Annotated in this window: 14 protein-coding genes and 1 pseudogene; 11 read left to right on the top strand and 4 right to left on the bottom strand. The window is 66.1% G+C overall.

What is annotated here, in order from left to right; all coding sequences use genetic code 11:
- From PMI42_RS27145 to PMI42_RS27100, 10 genes are all read left to right on the top strand, one after another.
- On the top strand, positions 1-987 hold a 987-nt coding region (locus tag PMI42_RS27145), incomplete at its 5' end, for a methylmalonyl-CoA mutase family protein (protein ID WP_008140123.1).
- Positions 984-1,448, top strand: coding sequence for a GFA family protein (locus PMI42_RS27140; RefSeq protein WP_008140122.1), 465 nt, complete (start codon positions 984-986; stop codon positions 1,446-1,448). The genes PMI42_RS27145 and PMI42_RS27140, both read left to right, overlap by 4 nt.
- A gap of 23 nt (positions 1,449-1,471) precedes the next feature.
- Entirely contained in the window at positions 1,472-3,628 is a 2,157-nt protein-coding gene (scpA, locus tag PMI42_RS27135) for a methylmalonyl-CoA mutase (RefSeq protein ID WP_035966752.1), read from the top strand.
- A gap of 760 nt (positions 3,629-4,388) precedes the next feature.
- Positions 4,389-5,147 (top strand): RsiV family protein, encoded by a 759-nt coding sequence (locus PMI42_RS27130; protein WP_035966751.1) that lies wholly within the window; start codon positions 4,389-4,391, stop codon positions 5,145-5,147.
- A 131-nt stretch (positions 5,148-5,278) separates the two neighbouring features.
- Complete coding sequence (locus PMI42_RS27125; protein WP_008140117.1) at positions 5,279-6,271, top strand: tripartite tricarboxylate transporter substrate binding protein; 993 nt, start codon at positions 5,279-5,281, stop codon at positions 6,269-6,271.
- Positions 6,272-6,433: 162 nt separating this feature from the next.
- On the top strand, positions 6,434-6,928 hold the full coding sequence (locus PMI42_RS27120) for a tripartite tricarboxylate transporter TctB family protein (protein ID WP_008140115.1): 495 nt from the start codon (positions 6,434-6,436) through the stop codon (positions 6,926-6,928).
- A 4-nt stretch (positions 6,929-6,932) separates the two neighbouring features.
- Positions 6,933-8,444 (top strand): tripartite tricarboxylate transporter permease, encoded by a 1,512-nt coding sequence (locus PMI42_RS27115; RefSeq protein ID WP_008140113.1) that lies wholly within the window; start codon positions 6,933-6,935, stop codon positions 8,442-8,444.
- Between the two features lie 51 nt (positions 8,445-8,495).
- Positions 8,496-9,485 carry a methylmalonyl Co-A mutase-associated GTPase MeaB gene (meaB, locus tag PMI42_RS27110; RefSeq protein ID WP_008140111.1) on the top strand — a complete coding sequence of 330 codons (990 nt, stop codon included), beginning with the start codon at positions 8,496-8,498 and terminating at the stop codon, positions 9,483-9,485.
- Entirely contained in the window at positions 9,482-10,135 is a 654-nt protein-coding gene (locus PMI42_RS27105) for a pyroglutamyl-peptidase I (RefSeq protein ID WP_008140109.1), read from the top strand. The genes meaB and PMI42_RS27105 overlap by 4 nt, the downstream gene beginning before the upstream one ends.
- Positions 10,136-10,227: 92 nt before the next feature.
- Positions 10,228-11,598 carry a TIGR03808 family TAT-translocated repetitive protein gene (locus PMI42_RS27100; protein WP_008140107.1) on the top strand — a complete coding sequence of 457 codons (1,371 nt, stop codon included), beginning with the start codon at positions 10,228-10,230 and terminating at the stop codon, positions 11,596-11,598.
- On the opposite strand, the gene PMI42_RS27095 is transcribed toward PMI42_RS27100, so the two are convergent.
- The 4 genes from PMI42_RS27095 to PMI42_RS27080 all read right to left on the bottom strand — a co-directional run bounded on the left by PMI42_RS27095 (position 11,595) and on the right by PMI42_RS27080 (position 15,841).
- Complete coding sequence (locus PMI42_RS27095) at positions 11,595-12,368, bottom strand: TIGR03809 family protein (protein ID WP_035966750.1); 774 nt, start codon at positions 12,366-12,368, stop codon at positions 11,595-11,597. The genes PMI42_RS27100 and PMI42_RS27095 overlap by 4 nt on opposite strands.
- A 483-nt stretch (positions 12,369-12,851) precedes the next feature.
- Entirely contained in the window at positions 12,852-14,564 is a 1,713-nt protein-coding gene (locus PMI42_RS27090) for a S8 family serine peptidase (protein WP_008140104.1), read from the bottom strand.
- 15 nt (positions 14,565-14,579) lie between these two features.
- Complete coding sequence (locus PMI42_RS27085) at positions 14,580-15,275, bottom strand: hypothetical protein (protein WP_008140102.1); 696 nt, start codon at positions 15,273-15,275, stop codon at positions 14,580-14,582.
- Complete coding sequence (locus tag PMI42_RS27080; protein ID WP_008140099.1) at positions 15,272-15,841, bottom strand: sigma-70 family RNA polymerase sigma factor; 570 nt, start codon at positions 15,839-15,841, stop codon at positions 15,272-15,274. Before PMI42_RS27080 ends, PMI42_RS27085 begins: the two co-directional genes overlap by 4 nt.
- 439 nt (positions 15,842-16,280) lie before the next feature.
- Here PMI42_RS27080 and PMI42_RS27075 point away from each other — a divergent pair.
- A pseudogene (locus tag PMI42_RS27075) lies at positions 16,281-16,823 on the top strand (GGDEF domain-containing protein); the annotation flags it as partial.

Raw genomic sequence — 16,823 nt, 5'->3', positions numbered from 1 at the left:
TTCATTGCCGCCGATACGGCCTGGCGCATGCTGACGCAGCGCGACCCCTATGTGAACATGCTGCGCGCGACCATCGCGACATTCGCGGCGGGCCTTGCCGGCGCCAATGCCATCACCGTGCTGCCGCATACGCTGGCGCTCGGGCTACCCGATCCATTCGCGCGGCGCGTGGCGCGCAACACGCAGCTTCTGCTGCTGGAAGAAAGCAACCTCGCCAAGGTCAGTGATCCCGCCGCCGGCGCAGGCGGCATCGAGACGCTGACCACGCAGCTCTGCGAGGCAGCCTGGGCGCTGTTCCAGGACAGCGAGAAAGCCGGCGGCGCCTTCGCCGCGCTTCAGCAGGGCCTGTTCCAGAGCAAGGTGGTCGCGGCGCGCAAAGCACGCGACGCCAACATCGCAAAACGCCGCGACGTGCTGACCGGCGCCAGCGAATTTCCGAACCTGCATGAGCGCGAGACGGCGGTGCTGACCGCGACGCCGGTCGCACTCGCGCCTTACGGCGAGCAAAAATACAAGTTCGACGCGCTGCCGCCGATCCGGCTGGCGCAACCGTTCGAGGCGCTGCGCGACCAATCCGATGCGGCGCTGAAGGCCCGCGGCAAGCGGCCGAGCGTGTTCCTGGCCAATCTAGGCACGCCCGCCGATTTCACCGCGCGCGCGACCTTCGCAAAAAGCTTCTTCGAGGCCGGCGGCATCCAGGCCGTGGACAGCGAGGGCTTTGCCGACCCGGCCGAGCTGGCGGCCGCGTTCAAGGCCTCCGGCGCCGAGCTTGCCTGCCTTTGTTCCAGCGACAAGGCCTATGCGGAACACGCCGAAGCCGCAGCGAAGGCCCTGCAAACCGCAGGCAGCAGCCATATCTATCTGGCAGGCCGCCCAGCCGAGGCCGAGGCGGCACTCCGTGCGGCCGGCGTCACGGGTTTTGTGTTTGCCGGCGGCGATGCGCTTGCCACGTTGCAGGATGCTTACGTTCGGATGGAGCAGGCATGACCGAGGCCAGCAAACCCGTTCTCACCGGCGGCTGCCAATGCGGCGCGATCCGCTTTGCGCTGAGCGCCGCGCCGAACCGGGTCTCGATCTGCCACTGCCGGATGTGCCAGAAGGCGAGCGGCGCGCCGTTCGCCTCCTTCGCCGACATCAACCGGACTGACTTTACCTGGACCAAGGGTGAGCCGTCGTTCTTCCGCTCCTCCACCATCGCCGATCGCAGCTATTGCGCGGCCTGCGGCACGCCGCTGAGCTTCGGCCGCATCGACGGCGAGCGGATCGAGATCATGACCGGCGCCTTCGACCGCCCGGACCGGCTGGTCCCGACGAGGCAATACGGAACGGAGTCGCGGCTCGGCTGGGTGGTCGGCATCTCCAACCTGCCGAGCCAGACCACGCAACAGAATTACGGGCCGGAGAAGATGGCGACGATCGTCAGCCATCAGCATCCGGATCATGATTGAGCGCCTATGATATGGTTGAAACCATGAGCCGCATTCCCAACTTCGCAGACATCGCCTTCGAGCGCGCCGCTACCGCCACACCAGCCGGCAGCGCCGAGCCGTGGCTGACGCCGGAGGGCATTCTGGTGAAGCCCGCCTATGGCGAAGCCGATCTTGCCGGGCTCGATTTCCTCGAGACCTATCCGGGCATCGCGCCATTCCTGCGCGGCCCCTACCCGACCATGTATGTCAACCAGCCCTGGACGGTGCGGCAATACGCCGGCTTCTCCACGGCGGAGGATTCCAACGCGTTCTACCGCCGCAACCTGGCTGCCGGACAGAAGGGCCTTTCGGTCGCCTTCGACCTCGCCACCCATCGCGGCTATGACAGCGACCATCCGCGTGTCGGCGGCGACGTCGGCATGGCCGGTGTGGCCATCGATTCCATCTACGACATGCGCACGCTGTTCGCGGGCATCCCGCTCGACCAGATGAGCGTGTCCATGACCATGAACGGCGCGGTGCTGCCGATCCTCGCGCTCTATGTCGCGGCTGCCGGCGAACAGGGCGTCGCGCCGGAAAAGCTGTCGGGCACCATTCAGAACGACATTCTGAAAGAGTTCATGGTGCGCAACACCTACATCTATCCGCCCGCGCCCTCGATGCGGATCATCTCGGACATCTTCGCCTATACCTCGCAGAAGATGCCGAAGTACAATTCGATCTCGATCTCCGGCTATCACATGCAGGAAGCCGGCGCGACGCAGGACCTCGAGCTCGCCTATACGCTCGCCGACGGCGTCGAATATCTGCGGGCTGGACTTGCCGCGGGCCTCGACGTCGACCGCTTCGCGCCGCGCCTGTCGTTCTTCTGGGCGATCGGCATGAACTTCTTCATGGAGGTCGCCAAGCTGCGCGCCGCGCGCCTGCTCTGGGCGAAGCTGCTCAAGCCGTTCAATCCGAAAGACCCGCGCTCGCTGTCGCTGCGCACGCACAGCCAGACCTCGGGCTGGTCGCTGACCGCGCAGGACGTGTTCAACAATGTGATGCGCACGACGGTGGAGGCGATGGCGGCGACGCAGGGCCACACCCAGTCGCTGCATACCAACGCACTCGACGAAGCCCTGGCGCTGCCGACCGATTTCTCGGCGCGCATCGCGCGCAACACCCAGCTCTTCCTCCAGCAGGAAAGCGGCACCACCCGCATCATCGATCCCTGGGGCGGCTCGTATTACGTCGAGCGGCTCACGCGCGATCTCGCCGCGAAAGCCTGGAGCCACATCCAGGAGGTCGAGGAGCTCGGCGGCATGGCCAAGGCCATCGAGGCGGGCGTGCCGAAGCTGCGCATCGAGGAGGCCTCGGCGAAGACGCAGGCCCGCATCGATGCCGGCAAGCAGGCGGTGATCGGCGTCAACAAGTACAAGCCAACGGACGAGGCGCCGATTGATATCCTCAAGGTCGACAACACCAATGTCCGGCGCCTGCAGATCGACAAGCTGACGCGGCTGAAGTCGGAGCGCAACCAGAAGGACGTCGAGGCCGCGCTCGCCGCGATCACGCGCTCGGCCGGCGAAGGCAACGGCAATCTGCTCGCGCTCGCCATCGACGCGGCGCGGGCCAAGGCGACCGTCGGCGAAATTTCGGACGCGATGGAGAAAGTGTTCGGCCGCCACCGCGCCGAGATCAAGTCCATCACCGGCGTCTACAAGCGGGAGGCGTCCAGCATGGGCAACCAGGTCGAGAAGGTTCAGGCGCTGATCGATACCTTCGAGGAAGCCGAGGGCCGCCGCCCGCGCATCCTGGTCGCCAAGATCGGCCAGGACGGTCACGACCGCGGCCAGAAGGTGATCGCCTCGGCCTTCGCCGACATCGGCTTCGACGTCGACATCGGGCCGCTGTTCGCGACCGCCGACGAGGCCGCACGGCAGGCCGTCGAGAACGACGTCCACATCCTCGGCGTCTCCTCGCTCGCCGCCGCCCACCTCACCGCGGTGCCGGAATTGAAGGCCGCGCTGAAGAAGCAGGGCCGCGAGGACATCATGATCATCGTCGGCGGCGTGGTGCCGCCGCAGGATTACGACGCGCTCTATGCGGCCGGGGCAGAGGCGATCTTCCCGCCGGGCACGGTGATCGCGGAAGCGGCGGAGGAGCTGATCCGCAAGCTGAATGCGCGGCTCGGGCATAGCGAGGCGGCGGAGTAACGTCGTGCTCCGCATCGCCGCCATCGCAGCGCTCGCTTTCCTGCCGACCCCAAGCTTCGCCGACGTGCCGCTGTGGCACGCCGTCAAGGGAGAACATTCAGAGCATCGCCTTTTCGTCGATCCCAGGATCGCCGCCGATGCGCGTTTCGTCCCCCTGCTGAAAGCGCGGCTCGATAACGCGCAAGAAGAGGTGCGGTCTTCGGATGAGTGGGCCAGGGGTGCGATCGAAGAGGCACGCAAGGAGAACACGACGTCATCTCCTCATTCCGACTTCGAGGAAAAATTGGAGCTGCTCGGAGATACCGGCCGATACGCAGCGATCCTCGAGAGCGGCGCGCAGTGCGTATTCAACTGCTCTTCAATCGAGATGGTCTCCCTCTATCGTTTGACGGACCACAAGCTGCTCAAGCCCAACGAGGTTCTCGATCTGGCCGGCCGCGGTCCCTGGCTCGCGAAACTCGCGGACCGGGACCAGAATACCGCGATCGGGCCTCAAGCCATCAATTGTGCCCAAACGCGAGATTCAGAGGACTGCCTGCCCCTATCTGATTTCCTTGCCAACTACGGATTTGGCGGCGGACCTGGCCTCAACATCAAATCTCTTGCCGATAGCACCTCCCTCGGTTTCGCCACGGACAACGGCGGCAAGATACGCTCGCTCGATCTTTATATCTCGCGGCGGCGAGCGGTGGGGACACATGCTCAGGTCTACAAATGGTCGCTCAGCGCCGAGGACGTCGCCCCGCTGCTGCGTCCGGAGATGCGCGAACTCGCTGCGAATACAAAGTCCGCATCGCCCCCTCTTGCCGCCGACCCAAAACCCGACGCCGTCGTCAAGACCAAGAGCATCGAGGCCCGCATCTTCCTCGACGAAAAGATCAAGGCAGACGCGGCGCTGGCGGCGGATTGCCTCGCCGAAGGCAGGAAGTGGCTCGACAAGAACGCAGCGGAGGCCGCAGCCTCGCGCAAGCAGGACCCGCAGTTCTTCAAGGACGGCGGCTGGGATTTCGAGCGCAAATACACGATCCGCTCTGTCGTTGCCGACCGCTATGTCAGCATCCTCCGCAACGACTACATGGACACCCACGGCGCCCATCCCAATTCGGACGTGAACACGATCCTGTGGGACAAGACATCGAACAAGCGCATCTCGATCCGCGCGTTCCTCACCGAGACAGCCGACAAGGGCCCGACCATGAAGGCGATGGTGAAGGCCGTCATCGCCTCGCTCAAGGCTGAGAAGAAGAAGCGCGACACCAGCGAGACCGCGACCGACGAATGGTTCAAGAGCGTCGAGCCGAGCCTGCTCAAGATCGGTGCCGTAACGCTCGCCCCGTCGACCGAAGCCGGCAAGAGCTCCGGCCTCACCTTCCACTATCCGCCTTATGCGGTCGGCCCCTACGCCGAGGGCGAGTATGTCGCCTTCGTGCCCTGGGAGACGCTCAAGCCCTACCTCACCTCGGAAGGCACGCGCATCTTCGGCGGCGCGCGGCCAAAGGGCGATGCGGACGAGCCGTGATCAAGGTTTGAGCAGCGACACATTGCTCACAGCGCGCTGGTAGCGCTACCTTGCAGCAAGCTCGCAAAGCCGACTAGAATGCCGCCATCGACAAGAGCGCCCGGTGTCACGGGCGCCGCTGGGAGGCATTCATGTCCAAGATTTCGCGCCGCAGCTTTGCGGCTTCTTCCGCTGCGATTGCCGCATCCGCCGCATTCGGTCTCGCGCCCGCACGCGCACAGGCCTATCCGGCGCGACCCGTCACCGTGATCGTGCCCTGGGGCGCCGGCGGCGGCACCGACGCGACTGCGCGCATTGTCGCAGCCCTTCTGGAAAAGGATCTGGGTCAGCCCTTCAACGTCGTCAACCGCACCGGCGGCTCCGGCGTGGTCGGTCATAGCGCGATCGCGACCGCCCAGCCCGACGGCTACACCATCGGCATGCTCACGGTCGAAATCTCGATGATGCACTGGCAGGGCCTCACCGAGCTGACGCCGAAGAGCTACACGCCGCTGGCGCTGATGAACGAGGATCCGCCGGGCATCCAGGTCTCTTCCTCCTCGCCCTACAAGACGGTGAAGGAGCTCGCCGAGGCGATCAAGGCGGCGCCTCCCGGCAAGTTCAAGGCGTCGGGCACCGGCCAGGGCGGCATCTGGCATCTCGCTTTGGTCGGCTGGATGCAGGCGATGGGCCTGCCCGCCAACCAGGTCGCCTGGGTGCCGTCGAACGGCGCGGCGCCTGCGATGCAGGATCTCGCCGCCGGCGGCCTCGATCTCACGACGTGCTCGGTGCCGGAAGCGCGCGCCATCATCGAGGCCGGCAAGGCCCGGAGCCTCGCCATCATGGCGCCGGCGCGCAACCCGATCTTCAAGGACGTGCCGACGCTGAAGGAGGCGATGGGTATCGACTACGCCACCGGCGCCTGGCGCGGCATCGGCGCGCCGAAGAACCTGCCGCCGGACATCGCAACGAAGCTCACCGCGGCGCTGAAGAAGGTCTACGACTCCGCCGAGTTCAAGGACTTCATGAGCAATCGCGGCTTCGGCACGGTGTGGGGCGATGCCGGTCATTTCGCCGGCTTCATGGACAAGGGCGACGCCCAGATGGGCGAAGCGATGAAGGCCGCCGGCCTGAGCAAGGCGTGATGGACTGAGCTCTTGCCACATCGTCATTGCGAGCGCAGCGAAGCAATCCAGAATCCCTCCGCGGAACGACTCTGGATTGCTTCGCTACGCTCGCAATGACGGAGTGCATATTCGATAGCCCCGCTACACGCGAGGCAGAACTTTGTTCATAGGACTTCTCCCATGCGTCTTCCCGACTCCGTCACGGGATCGTTTCTCGTTGTGCTCGGCGCGGCCGCCGCCTATGGCGGCTGGCTGTTGCCGCCGGTGCCGGGGCAGCCGGTCGGCCCCAACGTATTTCCGCTGGTGATCGGCACCGGCCTCGCGCTGTGCGGGCTCGCGATCGTGTTCGGCATCGGCCATTCCTTCGAGGAGGAGGAAGAGCTGATCCCGCTGGACGACGGCCAGACTGCAGCCGCAGCGCCATCGCAAGGCAGGCTCTACGGCCTGCGCGCGCTGCTGCCGCCGGCGTTGCTGCTGTTCTATGTGGTCGCCGCCGACAGGCTCGGCTTCATCATCACCGCGGCGATCATGGTCTACGTCACCTCGACCGCGTTAGGAGCGAAGTGGAAGCTGGCGCTGCCGCTCGCCGCACTGTCGCCGTTCGCCATCCACCTCATCTTCGGCAAGCTGCTGCGCGTGCCGCTCCCCGCCGGCCTGCTGCCGACGCCCTGGTGATCCCATGCTCAAGACCCTCGTTGAAGCGTTCGCCCTGATCTCCACCTGGGAGGTCATCATCGCGATGTTCGCGGCCTCCGTGTACGGCCTCGTCATCGGCTCGCTGCCGGGCCTGTCGGCGACCATGGCCACCGCACTCCTGGTCCCCGTCACCTTCTATCTGTCGCCGATCGCGGCGATCGCGACCATCGTCGCGGCCTCCTCGATGGCGATCTTCTCCGGCGACATCCCCGGCGCGCTGCTGCGCATTCCGGGCACGCCCGCCTCCGCCGCCTATGCCGACGAGGCCTATGCCATGACGCGCAAGGGCCAGGCCGAGCTGGCGCTCGGGGCCGGCGTCTGGTTCTCGGCGGTTGGCGGCATCGCCGGCGTGCTGTCGCTGATGATCCTGGCGCCGCCGCTCGCCGAAATCGCGCTGTCGTTCTCGACCTTCGAATATTTCTGGCTGGCGCTGCTCGGCCTGATGTGCGCCACGCTGGTCGCGCGCTCCTCGCCGGTGAAGGCGATCGCGGGCATGTTCCTCGGGCTCCTCGTCTCCTGCATCGGCATCGAGAATCCCGGCGGGGTGCCGCGCTTCACCTTCGGCCTCACCGATTTGTTCGGCGGCATCGAGCCGATCCCGGCGCTGGTCGGCGTGTTCGCGGTGGCGCAGGTGATGCGCGCGATGCTGACGCCGGAGCCGCCGCCGCTGCCTCGCCGAAAATTCGGAAGCATCATGGCCGGCCAGTGGAAGCTCACCAAGAAGTACCATTGGCAGATGACGCGCGGGAACATCGTCGGCATCATCATTGGCGTGCTGCCCGGCGCCGGTGCCGACATGGCCGCCTGGGTCTCCTACGCGATGTCGAAGCGCTTCTCCAAGGAGCCGGAAAAGTTCGGCACCGGCCATGTCGAGGGCCTGGTCGAGGCCGGCGCCAGCAACAATGCCAGCATCGCCTCGGGCTGGGTGCCCTCGCTGCTGTTCGGCATCCCCGGCGACACCATCGCGGCGATCGCGATCGGCGTGCTCTACATGAAGGGCCTCAATCCGGGCCCGACGCTGTTCACCGAGAAGGCGTCGAGCATGTATGCGATCTACCTGATGTTCATCATCGCGAACATTTTGATGATCCCGCTCGGCATCGCCATGATCCGGGTCGCCGCCTACATCCTGCTGGCGCCGCGCTCGGCCATCATGCCGATCATCATGCTGTGCTGCGCGGTCGGCTCGTTCGCGATCGGCAACAACATGTTCGGCGTCGTCACCGTCGCCGCCTTCGGCGTGATCGGCTACGTGATGGAGGCGAACGGTTATCCCGTCGCCGCGATGGTGCTCGGCATCGTCATGGGCACCATGGTCGAGCAGGCCTTCGTCACCTCGCTGATCAAGTCGGACGGCAGCATCCTGCCGTTCTTCGAGCGCCCGGTCGCCGCTATCCTCGCCGCCATGGCGATCGGCGCGCTGCTCTGGCCGGTGATGGTGTGGGTCTGGCGCAAGGTGAAACCGGTGCAGGCGGCCGCGGCAACAAGCAGGTGATAGGGGCCCGGTGGCCCTCGCCTGCCCCGCTACGGTGTTGTAGAGCAAGGCATGGTTGAGAAGAAGGCCTCGCTGGACATCAAATCCCTCGCCCGCGATCTGCGCTCCGGCAGTCGCGCGGCCCTCGCCCGGGCCATCACGCTGGTGGAGAGCCGGCGCGGCGATCATCAGGCGCTGGCGCGGGAGCTGGTGCAGATGCTGCTGCCCGACACCGGCAAGGCATTTCGCGTCGGCATCACGGGATCGCCCGGTGTCGGCAAATCCACCACCATCGACGCGCTCGGGACGTATCTGATCGAGCAGGGCCACAAGGTCGCGGTGCTCGCGGTCGATCCGTCCTCGGCACGCAGCGGCGGCTCGATCCTGGGCGACAAGACGCGGATGGCACAATTGTCGGCCTCCGACGATGCCTTCATCCGCCCCTCGCCGTCCTCGGGCACGCTGGGCGGCGTCGCGGCCAAGACGCGCGAGGCGATGCTGCTGTGTGAAGCCGCCGGCTTCGGCGTCGTGCTGGTCGAGACCGTCGGCATCGGCCAATCCGAGACCGCCGTCTGCGACATGACCGACTTCTTCCTCGCTCTGATGCTGCCTGGCGGCGGCGACGAATTGCAGGGCATCAAGAAGGGCCTCGTCGAGCTCGCCGACATGATCGCCATCAACAAGGCCGACGGCGACAACCTCAAGCGCGCCAACATCACCGCCGCCGACTATCGCGGCGCGCTGCATATTCTGGCACCGCGGTCCGAGCACTGGCATCCGCCCGTCGTCACCTATTCGGCGCTGGCCGGCACCGGAATCGCCGATCTCTGGCAAAAAGTTCTGGATCACCGCAAGGCGATGAATGCCTCCGGCGATTTCACCGCGCGGCGGCGCGACCAGCAGGTGAAATGGATGTGGTCGATGCTGGAGCAGCGCATGCTGGCGCGGCTGCGCAGCGAGGCGTCGGTGCGCTCGAAGGTGAAGAAGATCGAGGCCGAGGTCGCCGAAGGCCATCTCACGCCGGCGCTCGCCGCCGAGCAGATTCTGGAGTTGCTGCAATGAGCGACAAGCTGCGCATTCTCCTCACCGGCTTCGGGCCGTTTCCCGGCGCGCCCTACAATCCGACCCAGCCGCTGGTGGCGCGGCTGACGCAACTGCGCCGGCCGGCACTCGACGATGTCGAGATCACGAGCCACATCTTCCCGGTGACCTATGCCGCGGTGGACCGGCAATTGCCCGAGGTGCTCGCCGCGCAAAAGCCCGACGCGATGCTGATGTTCGGCCTCGCCTCCCGCACGTCCTATCTGCGCATCGAGACCCGCGCGCGCAATGCGGTCACGATGCTCTGGCCCGATGCCGCCAATACCCGCTCGAGCAAGCGCGGCATTGCCGGTCATGCGGACGCGATGACGTTCGGCCCGCACACGGCAAAACTGCTGCGCGCCGCGCGTCTCACCGGCATCGACGCGCGTTCCTCGCGCGATGCCGGCGCCTATCTCTGCAACTATCTGAGCTGGCGTGCGATCGAGAACGTCAGGGCGGGCGGACCGCAGCTTGCGGCGTTCATCCACATCCCCCTGCTCGCGCGCAGCGGTGCCGTACGCCGCAAAGGTGCGCCGCGGATTACGCTGGACGAGTTGGTGGATGCCAGCGAGGCCATGCTGATGGAACTGGTGGGATTGGCAAGGAAGACACGCACCCCGGTTGCGTAAATATTTAACCCTACCGCGAACAATCCCCGCGCCGTCAGCCGCCCTGCGCTACCTAATCCCTGCGGACCCCCGCGTCCGTCGGAGGACGCGTCATGGACCTCAATCGCCGTCATCTCATCGGAGCCTCGACCGCCGGAATTGCCGGCGCGCTCGCCATGCCGGCCGACGCCGCGCGCGCGGCGCCGCTGACGTCGCTGCTCGGCCGCGATGCCACCCAATATGGCGTGCGCCCTGGCAGCAACGAAGATCAGACCCGCGCGCTTCAGCGCGCCATCGACGAGGCGGCGCGGGCGCAGATGCCGCTGGCGCTGCCCCCCGGCATGTATCGCGCCGGATTGCTGCGACTGCCGAACGGGTCGCAATTGATCGGCGTGCGCGGGGCGACAAAACTCGTCTTCACCGGCGGCGCCTCGGCGATCCAGAGCGATAGTTCGGACTCGATCGGCCTCACCGGCATCACCTTCGACGGTGGCGGCATCCCGCTGCCGACGCGGCGCGGCCTCATCCACATCCTCGGCGGACGCGACGTCCGCATCACCGATTGCGAGATCACGGGCTCCGGCGGCAGCGGCATCTGGCTCGAGCAAGTTGCCGGCGACATCTCCGGCAACATTTTTACCGGCATCGCGGTGACGGCGGTGGTCTCGTTCGACGCCAGGGGCCTCAGCGTCTCCCGCAACACGATCGTCGGCACCAACGACAACGGCATCGAGATCCTGCGCACCGCGATCGGCGACGACGGCACGCTGGTCGCCGACAACCGCATCGAGGATATCAAGGCCGGCCCCGGCGGCTCCGGGCAGTACGGCAATGCCATCAACGCCTTCCGCGCCGGCAACGTGATCGTGCGCGGCAACCGCATCAGGAATTGCGACTACTCCGCGGTGCGCGGCAATTCGGCCTCGAACATCCACATATCGGGCAACAGCGTCAGCGATGTGCGCGAGGTCGCGCTCTATTCCGAGTTCGCGTTCGAAGCAGCGGTGATCGCCAACAACATTGTCGATGGCGCCGCTGTCGGCGTTTCCGTCTGCAATTTCAACGAGGGCGGCCGCATCGCGGTGGTCCAGGGCAACGTCATCCGCAACCTGATTCCGAAGCGGCCGATCGGCACCGCGCCCGATGACGATGCCGGCGTCGGCATCTACATCGAGGCCGACACATCGGTGACCGGCAACGTGATCGAGAACGCGCCGTCCTACGGCATCGTCGCCGGCTGGGGCAAATATCTGCGCGATGTCGCCATCACGGGCAACGTGATCCGCAAGGCGCTGGCCGGCATCGGCGTCTCCGTCGTGCCGGGCGCCGGGACCGCGCTGGTCAACAACAACATGATCTCCGAAACCCCGCGCGGCGCCGTGGTCGGCCTCGATCACGCCCGCGCCGTGACGTCAGACCTGTCGGCCGACGGCGCGCAGCGCTTTGCGCAACTGGTGATCGGCGGGAATGCGGTGCGGCGCTAGAACGCGTTCCGCAGCAGCGGGTACTTCGCTTCGAGGCCGTCGAGGCTGAAGGTGAATTCGACGACGCGCTCGGGGGCTGCGACGATTTCGGCGGCCGGCGGGGCGAATTGCGGCAGGAGCGCTGCCATCGCGGCAGGCATGGCCTGTGGCGGCCTGACGACAGGCGCGCTGGACGGCGCCATTGCGGCAGAGGCGGCGACCGGCGGCCTCACGGCAGGCACGGTGGGCGGCGCCTTCGCAGCCGGGGCCTTGAGCGGCGGGACAGCAGCAGGCGCCGTGAACGAGGCGACCACGGCAGGCGTCGCAGGCGGTACAGTCGGGGCAAGCGGCGCGAGCGGAGCTTCGGTCACCTCTGCCAGCACATCCGGCTTGGGCTCGAGCCTGACCGGCACGGCGGTTTCGGGCACGATGTGCACGGCTTTTGGCTGCATGGTTTGGGGCTGCAAGCTGTTCGACTGCAACATCTTCGGCTGCACAGCCTGCGCCTGCTCCCGCGGCGCCAGGCGCGACAGGGTCGCCGGCGACCAGCCGAATGCGGGGGAGACGCTCGCGGCCGCTGCGGCGACGTCCCCGCCAGTGGCGATGGCGCGCCAGGTCTGGACCGCGCGCTTGGCTTCCTGGATGTTTTCGAGGAACGCGATCTCGGAGTGATAGCGGCGCCAGCGTCCGGTCTCGAACATTTCGGAGAGATGTTCCAGCCGTTGTTCGGCGAGAGCGCACCAGCGCGCCGCGATGTCGCGGCTACCAGCCGTGCCTTGGCGAAGAGTCATGAACCAGCCCGTCAGGAGAAAAATACGGACGCGGGGACGCAACGCACACGAATCAATTTAGACGCGACATGAATATTTTGTGGAAAAGTTTTGACTTGTCCAGCAACGACGCCCCGTTCGTCGCGAAACACCGTAGTCGTGCGGAGATTTGCTGTGTTTTCGAGTCAAGCTTCGCACAAGCATGACGGACTTGCGGCGCACCTGACGACGTCGGCAATGCGCGCGGCCGCGATCGCTCAACCGCAAGCTGATGCCAGACGAGGCTTCAAGGAATCGGATGCCCAAAAAGAAAAGACCCGTCCGGGGGGACAACCGGACGGGTCGAGCCATATGGGCGCTTGGGGTGGATGGGCGCTCGCGCCTGATATGACTGATGGGGAGGGATGACCGCTCCCACATAATTTGGTCGTGGCAGCGGGCTGAACGTTCAACGCGGCGTTCGATTTTTTAACTTTCGCAACGCGCGCGATCCTGTCGCAGCCGCTATCGCGTCGCCGGCTTATCCGCCTGAGAAACCGTGGATTTATCGCCTGCGCTCGACAACGAGGGTTGTTGCAGAGCGCGGATTCCAGGCTCGTCGCGACGCTTCTCGATGTCTTCACGTTTAGTTGTACCGGACGCGGCGGCAACGGGCGTCGCGCTATCCGCCGGAACAGCCATGACCGCGGCAAACGCATCGGCCTCGCCGTCGCCGAACAGATCATCACGCCCGGGTGAGCCGAGATCGCGCGCGGTCTTCGCCAGCGTCATGCGCAGCGCCTCCGGCTTGAGCGCGTAATTGCGCTCGAGCAGCAGCGCCGCGACGCCGGAGACATAGGCCGCCGAGAACGAGGTTCCCGATGTCATCTGGTACTTGCCGTCGGGCGCCGGCAGGAAGATGTCGACGCCGGGCGCCGCCAGCGCGATGTGATTGCCGCGGTTGGAGGCGGTGAACAACTTGTCCTGCTGGTCGGTCGCGCTGACCGCGATCACGTTGGGATTGGCGGCGGGATAGAGCGGCGGCGATTTCGCGCCGGCATTGCCGGCGGCCGCGATCAGCACGAGGCCGCGTGCGGCGGTCGCGGCGATGGCGCGCTCGATCACCGCGTCCTTCGGGCCGGCAAAGCTCATATTGACGATCTGGGCGCCGTGCTCGGCGGCGTAGTTCAGCGAGCGCAGGATGATATAGGACGAGCTCTCGGCGCCGCCCGTGGTGCCGCCGAAGGCGCGGATCGCGATGATGCGCGCCTCGGGCGCGCTGCCCATCAGCTTGGCATGCGCGACGATGGCGCCGGCGATGCCGGTGCCGTGGACGTGCGGGCCCTCGGCGCTGCCGAGCGCGTCGAAATTGTCGGCGATGGAATTGGTGAGCTCGGGATGCCTGGCGTCGATGCCGGAATCGATCACGGCAACCGTCACATTGGCGCCGTGCGCCAGCGCGTGCGCCTGCGGCAGGCGCAGCTTTGCGAGTGCATATTGCGCCGGATCGCCCTCGGTCGGCGTCACCGACTTCTGGTCCTGGAGCACGTAGCGGAAGTTCGGCTGGACCGAGCGCACGCTGCCGTCGGCTGCGAATTCGCGCCGTACCGTTTCGGCAGGCCGGCCGTCGGCGATGCGGAACAGGCCGAACGTCGCCCCGATCAGCGGGAAGTTCTCCGATGCGACGCGTGTCAGCCCATGGCGACGTGCAAGCGCGTCGGCGTCGGCATCCGACAACCCGCCGTCGATCTCGGCGACGAATTCATTGGCGAAGATACGCTGATTCACCGCAACCGGCGTGTTGTTGCCGCGCCCCTTCCCTGCGCTCTTCCTGCCCGATTTGCCCGCCCCGTCACCGCCTGCGCCCGGCTGCGCCAGGCATTCGCCGGCGGCGTCGCGATAGGGCGCGGTGCAGGAAGGATAGAGGTTCGGCGAATAGCGCGCATAGGGCAGCACCGGTGTCGGGCCCGTCCGCGCCGTGATGGTATGCGGGATGGCAGGGATAGCCCGCGGGCCAGGGGCGACGCCCACAGCCCGCGCGCCAACACTGGGGCTGACGCGCGCGGCGATGCTGGGAGAAATGGTCGGCGTGCGCGAGGGGACGCTGATCGTCGGCGTGCGCATGATCGCCTGGGCCTGCGCGACCTCGACGCCCAGACAGGCGGCGAGCAGCAGCGCGGCTCCGACCGAGGACGTGTAGGCCCCGGCTCGTACCTTGCTCTCCACCTTGCGTGTCATCGGTGCGGCGGCGCCTTACGGCGCCGCGACGGCGAGGTTGACGAACTTTTCGCGCGACATCCTGCCGAGCAGCGAGGCGAGCTCGTCCTGGCTCATCGCCCTGTCGAACTGAAGACGGAACATGCCACCCTTGGCATCGCCGATGATCGAAGCCTGGTAGCTGTCGAGCAATACGGTGATGTCGGCGACGCGCGCCTCGGGCGTGAAGCGCACCAGAGCACGCGAAGGTGCAGCGGACGCACCGAGTTCGCGCGTGATCGGGGCGCTGGTCGAAAGCGAGGCGGTCTGGAAGGTCGTGGGCTGGGTCTTCATCAGCACCGCGCCGATGATGCCGGCTTGCAGCAGCAGCGCGACGGCGCCGAGGCTCGCCGACCAGGCCAGCGTGCGCGGTGACAGGCTCGAGAAGAAGGTCGCAATGCGCGCCGACAGCGGCAGCGAGCCGACCGGCCGCGCAGGCTCGGCGTCGATCGCAGCGAACAGCTTCTGCATCGCGCGCGCCGACGGAGCACCCAGGCTCTCGTTCAGATGGATGGTCTCTTCGTACTCGCCGCGGATCGCGGCATATTGCTTCGCAAGCGCCGGATCCTGCGCCAGCGCGTCCTCGACGCGGCGGGCGTCGCGCGCGTTCAGCGTGCCGGCGGCGTGCCAGGGCAGCAGCAGTTCAATCTCACTGGGCTCTTGCTCCAGCATCTTCTTGCTCAATGCCATCATGGCCAGCCTCGCTCAACGCCGGCTGCCTTCAGCAGTTCGGCCAGTTTCTTGCGCGCATAGAAGAGGCGCGTCTTCACGGTGTTCTCCGGAATGCCGACGATTTCGGCGACTTCTTCCACGGATTTCTCGTGGTAGTAGACGAGATCGACGATTTCCCGATGGTCCGGCGAGAGGCCCGTCAGACACTCCCGCAACGCTTCACTCGTATCCTTCTTCTGCACCGCGATTTCCGGATCGTCAGACGAATCCTCGATCGCATTGGCAGCCTCGTCGTCCAACCCGACGTCCTTCCTGCGCCGGAGCGCCGAGAGGGCCTTGAATCGGGTGATTGCCAGCAGCCAGGTGGAAACGGCGGATCGACCCTCGAACTTGCCGGCTTGACGCCAGACGTCGAGAAATACCTCGCTGATGAGGTCTTCCGCCGCCTGCTCGTCCCGCACGAGCCTCAGCCCGAACCGGTAAACCCTGACGTGGTGCCGCCCGTACAGCACCTGCATGGCGAGCCGGTCACCCTGAGCGATCCTGGCGATCAGGACCTCGTCCGAAGCCGCCTGTGTCACGCTCAATGCCCGTCTCGCAAGGTTGGTCGGGTCGGTACGGCGGACGGTTCGACGGGAGGCGCGAAATTCTTCAACTTACCGCAGTGATACGGGGGCTTGTGTGATCTACCCCACATACGCGCATTTTTCCTGTCCCACGCGTGGCAGTTGGCCGCTTCGATCCAGATCGGTAACATAATACTGAAACACTTTCCTGCGGAGTGCCTGCCCCGCACGAGCGGGCCGACCAAGTCCGGTTCCATAGCAGTCCTGCACGACGTATGTCTCACGAAGCCCTGCTTTGGCTCGACCGCATCGCAAACGATGCCTAATCGCCGGCAAATTCCCCTCACCGGCCAATATCATCCTGTTCTGCGCTGCACAGTTCGGATTCGATTTCGAAGGATACCAAACCTAAAGGCTTGCCACGTAGATTTTTGGGCTGACATCCACCATTGGCGGGACCATGAACACGGCCGCGACGTCCTTTCCGGAGAGGAATGCCGCTGAGGTCGCGGATCTCGTCCTCACGCCCGCGGCGGCTGCGCCCGAGATGCTGGCGCGGCGGGCCCGGCAGCGCCGCCAGATGTATATCGGCCAGGTCGCGAGCTATTCGCTCGGCGCCTCGGTCCTGCTGCTCTACGCCTATGACGGCGCGATCTCGCTCGATATCGCCTCGCTGTTCTGGGTCGGTGGCCTCCTGATCATCGGCACGTTCACCGTGCTGTCGGAAGCCGGCGTCGGAGACAGGTTCACCGACCACTATCTCACCGTCTTCCAGATCTCGGCGCATATGGCGCTGCAATTCGTGTTCCTGCTGTCGGTGCCGACAATCGGCATCGCCTTCATCAGCGTGCTGTTCCTGATCTTTGCCTTCGGCACGCTGCGCATGACGTCGACCCAGGCGATGCTGACCTGGACCCTCGCGGCAAGCGGGCTTGCCGCCGTCTTCCTCGCCTCCGACCTGCCGATCGGCATGCCCGTTGCGACGAAGCTGCAACGGGCCGCC

Source organism: Bradyrhizobium sp. YR681 (assembly GCF_000282615.1).
Taxonomy (GTDB): domain Bacteria; phylum Pseudomonadota; class Alphaproteobacteria; order Rhizobiales; family Xanthobacteraceae; genus Bradyrhizobium.
The sequence above is the reverse complement of the archived record's forward strand: the minus strand, read 5'-3'. Positions and strand labels throughout refer to the sequence as shown.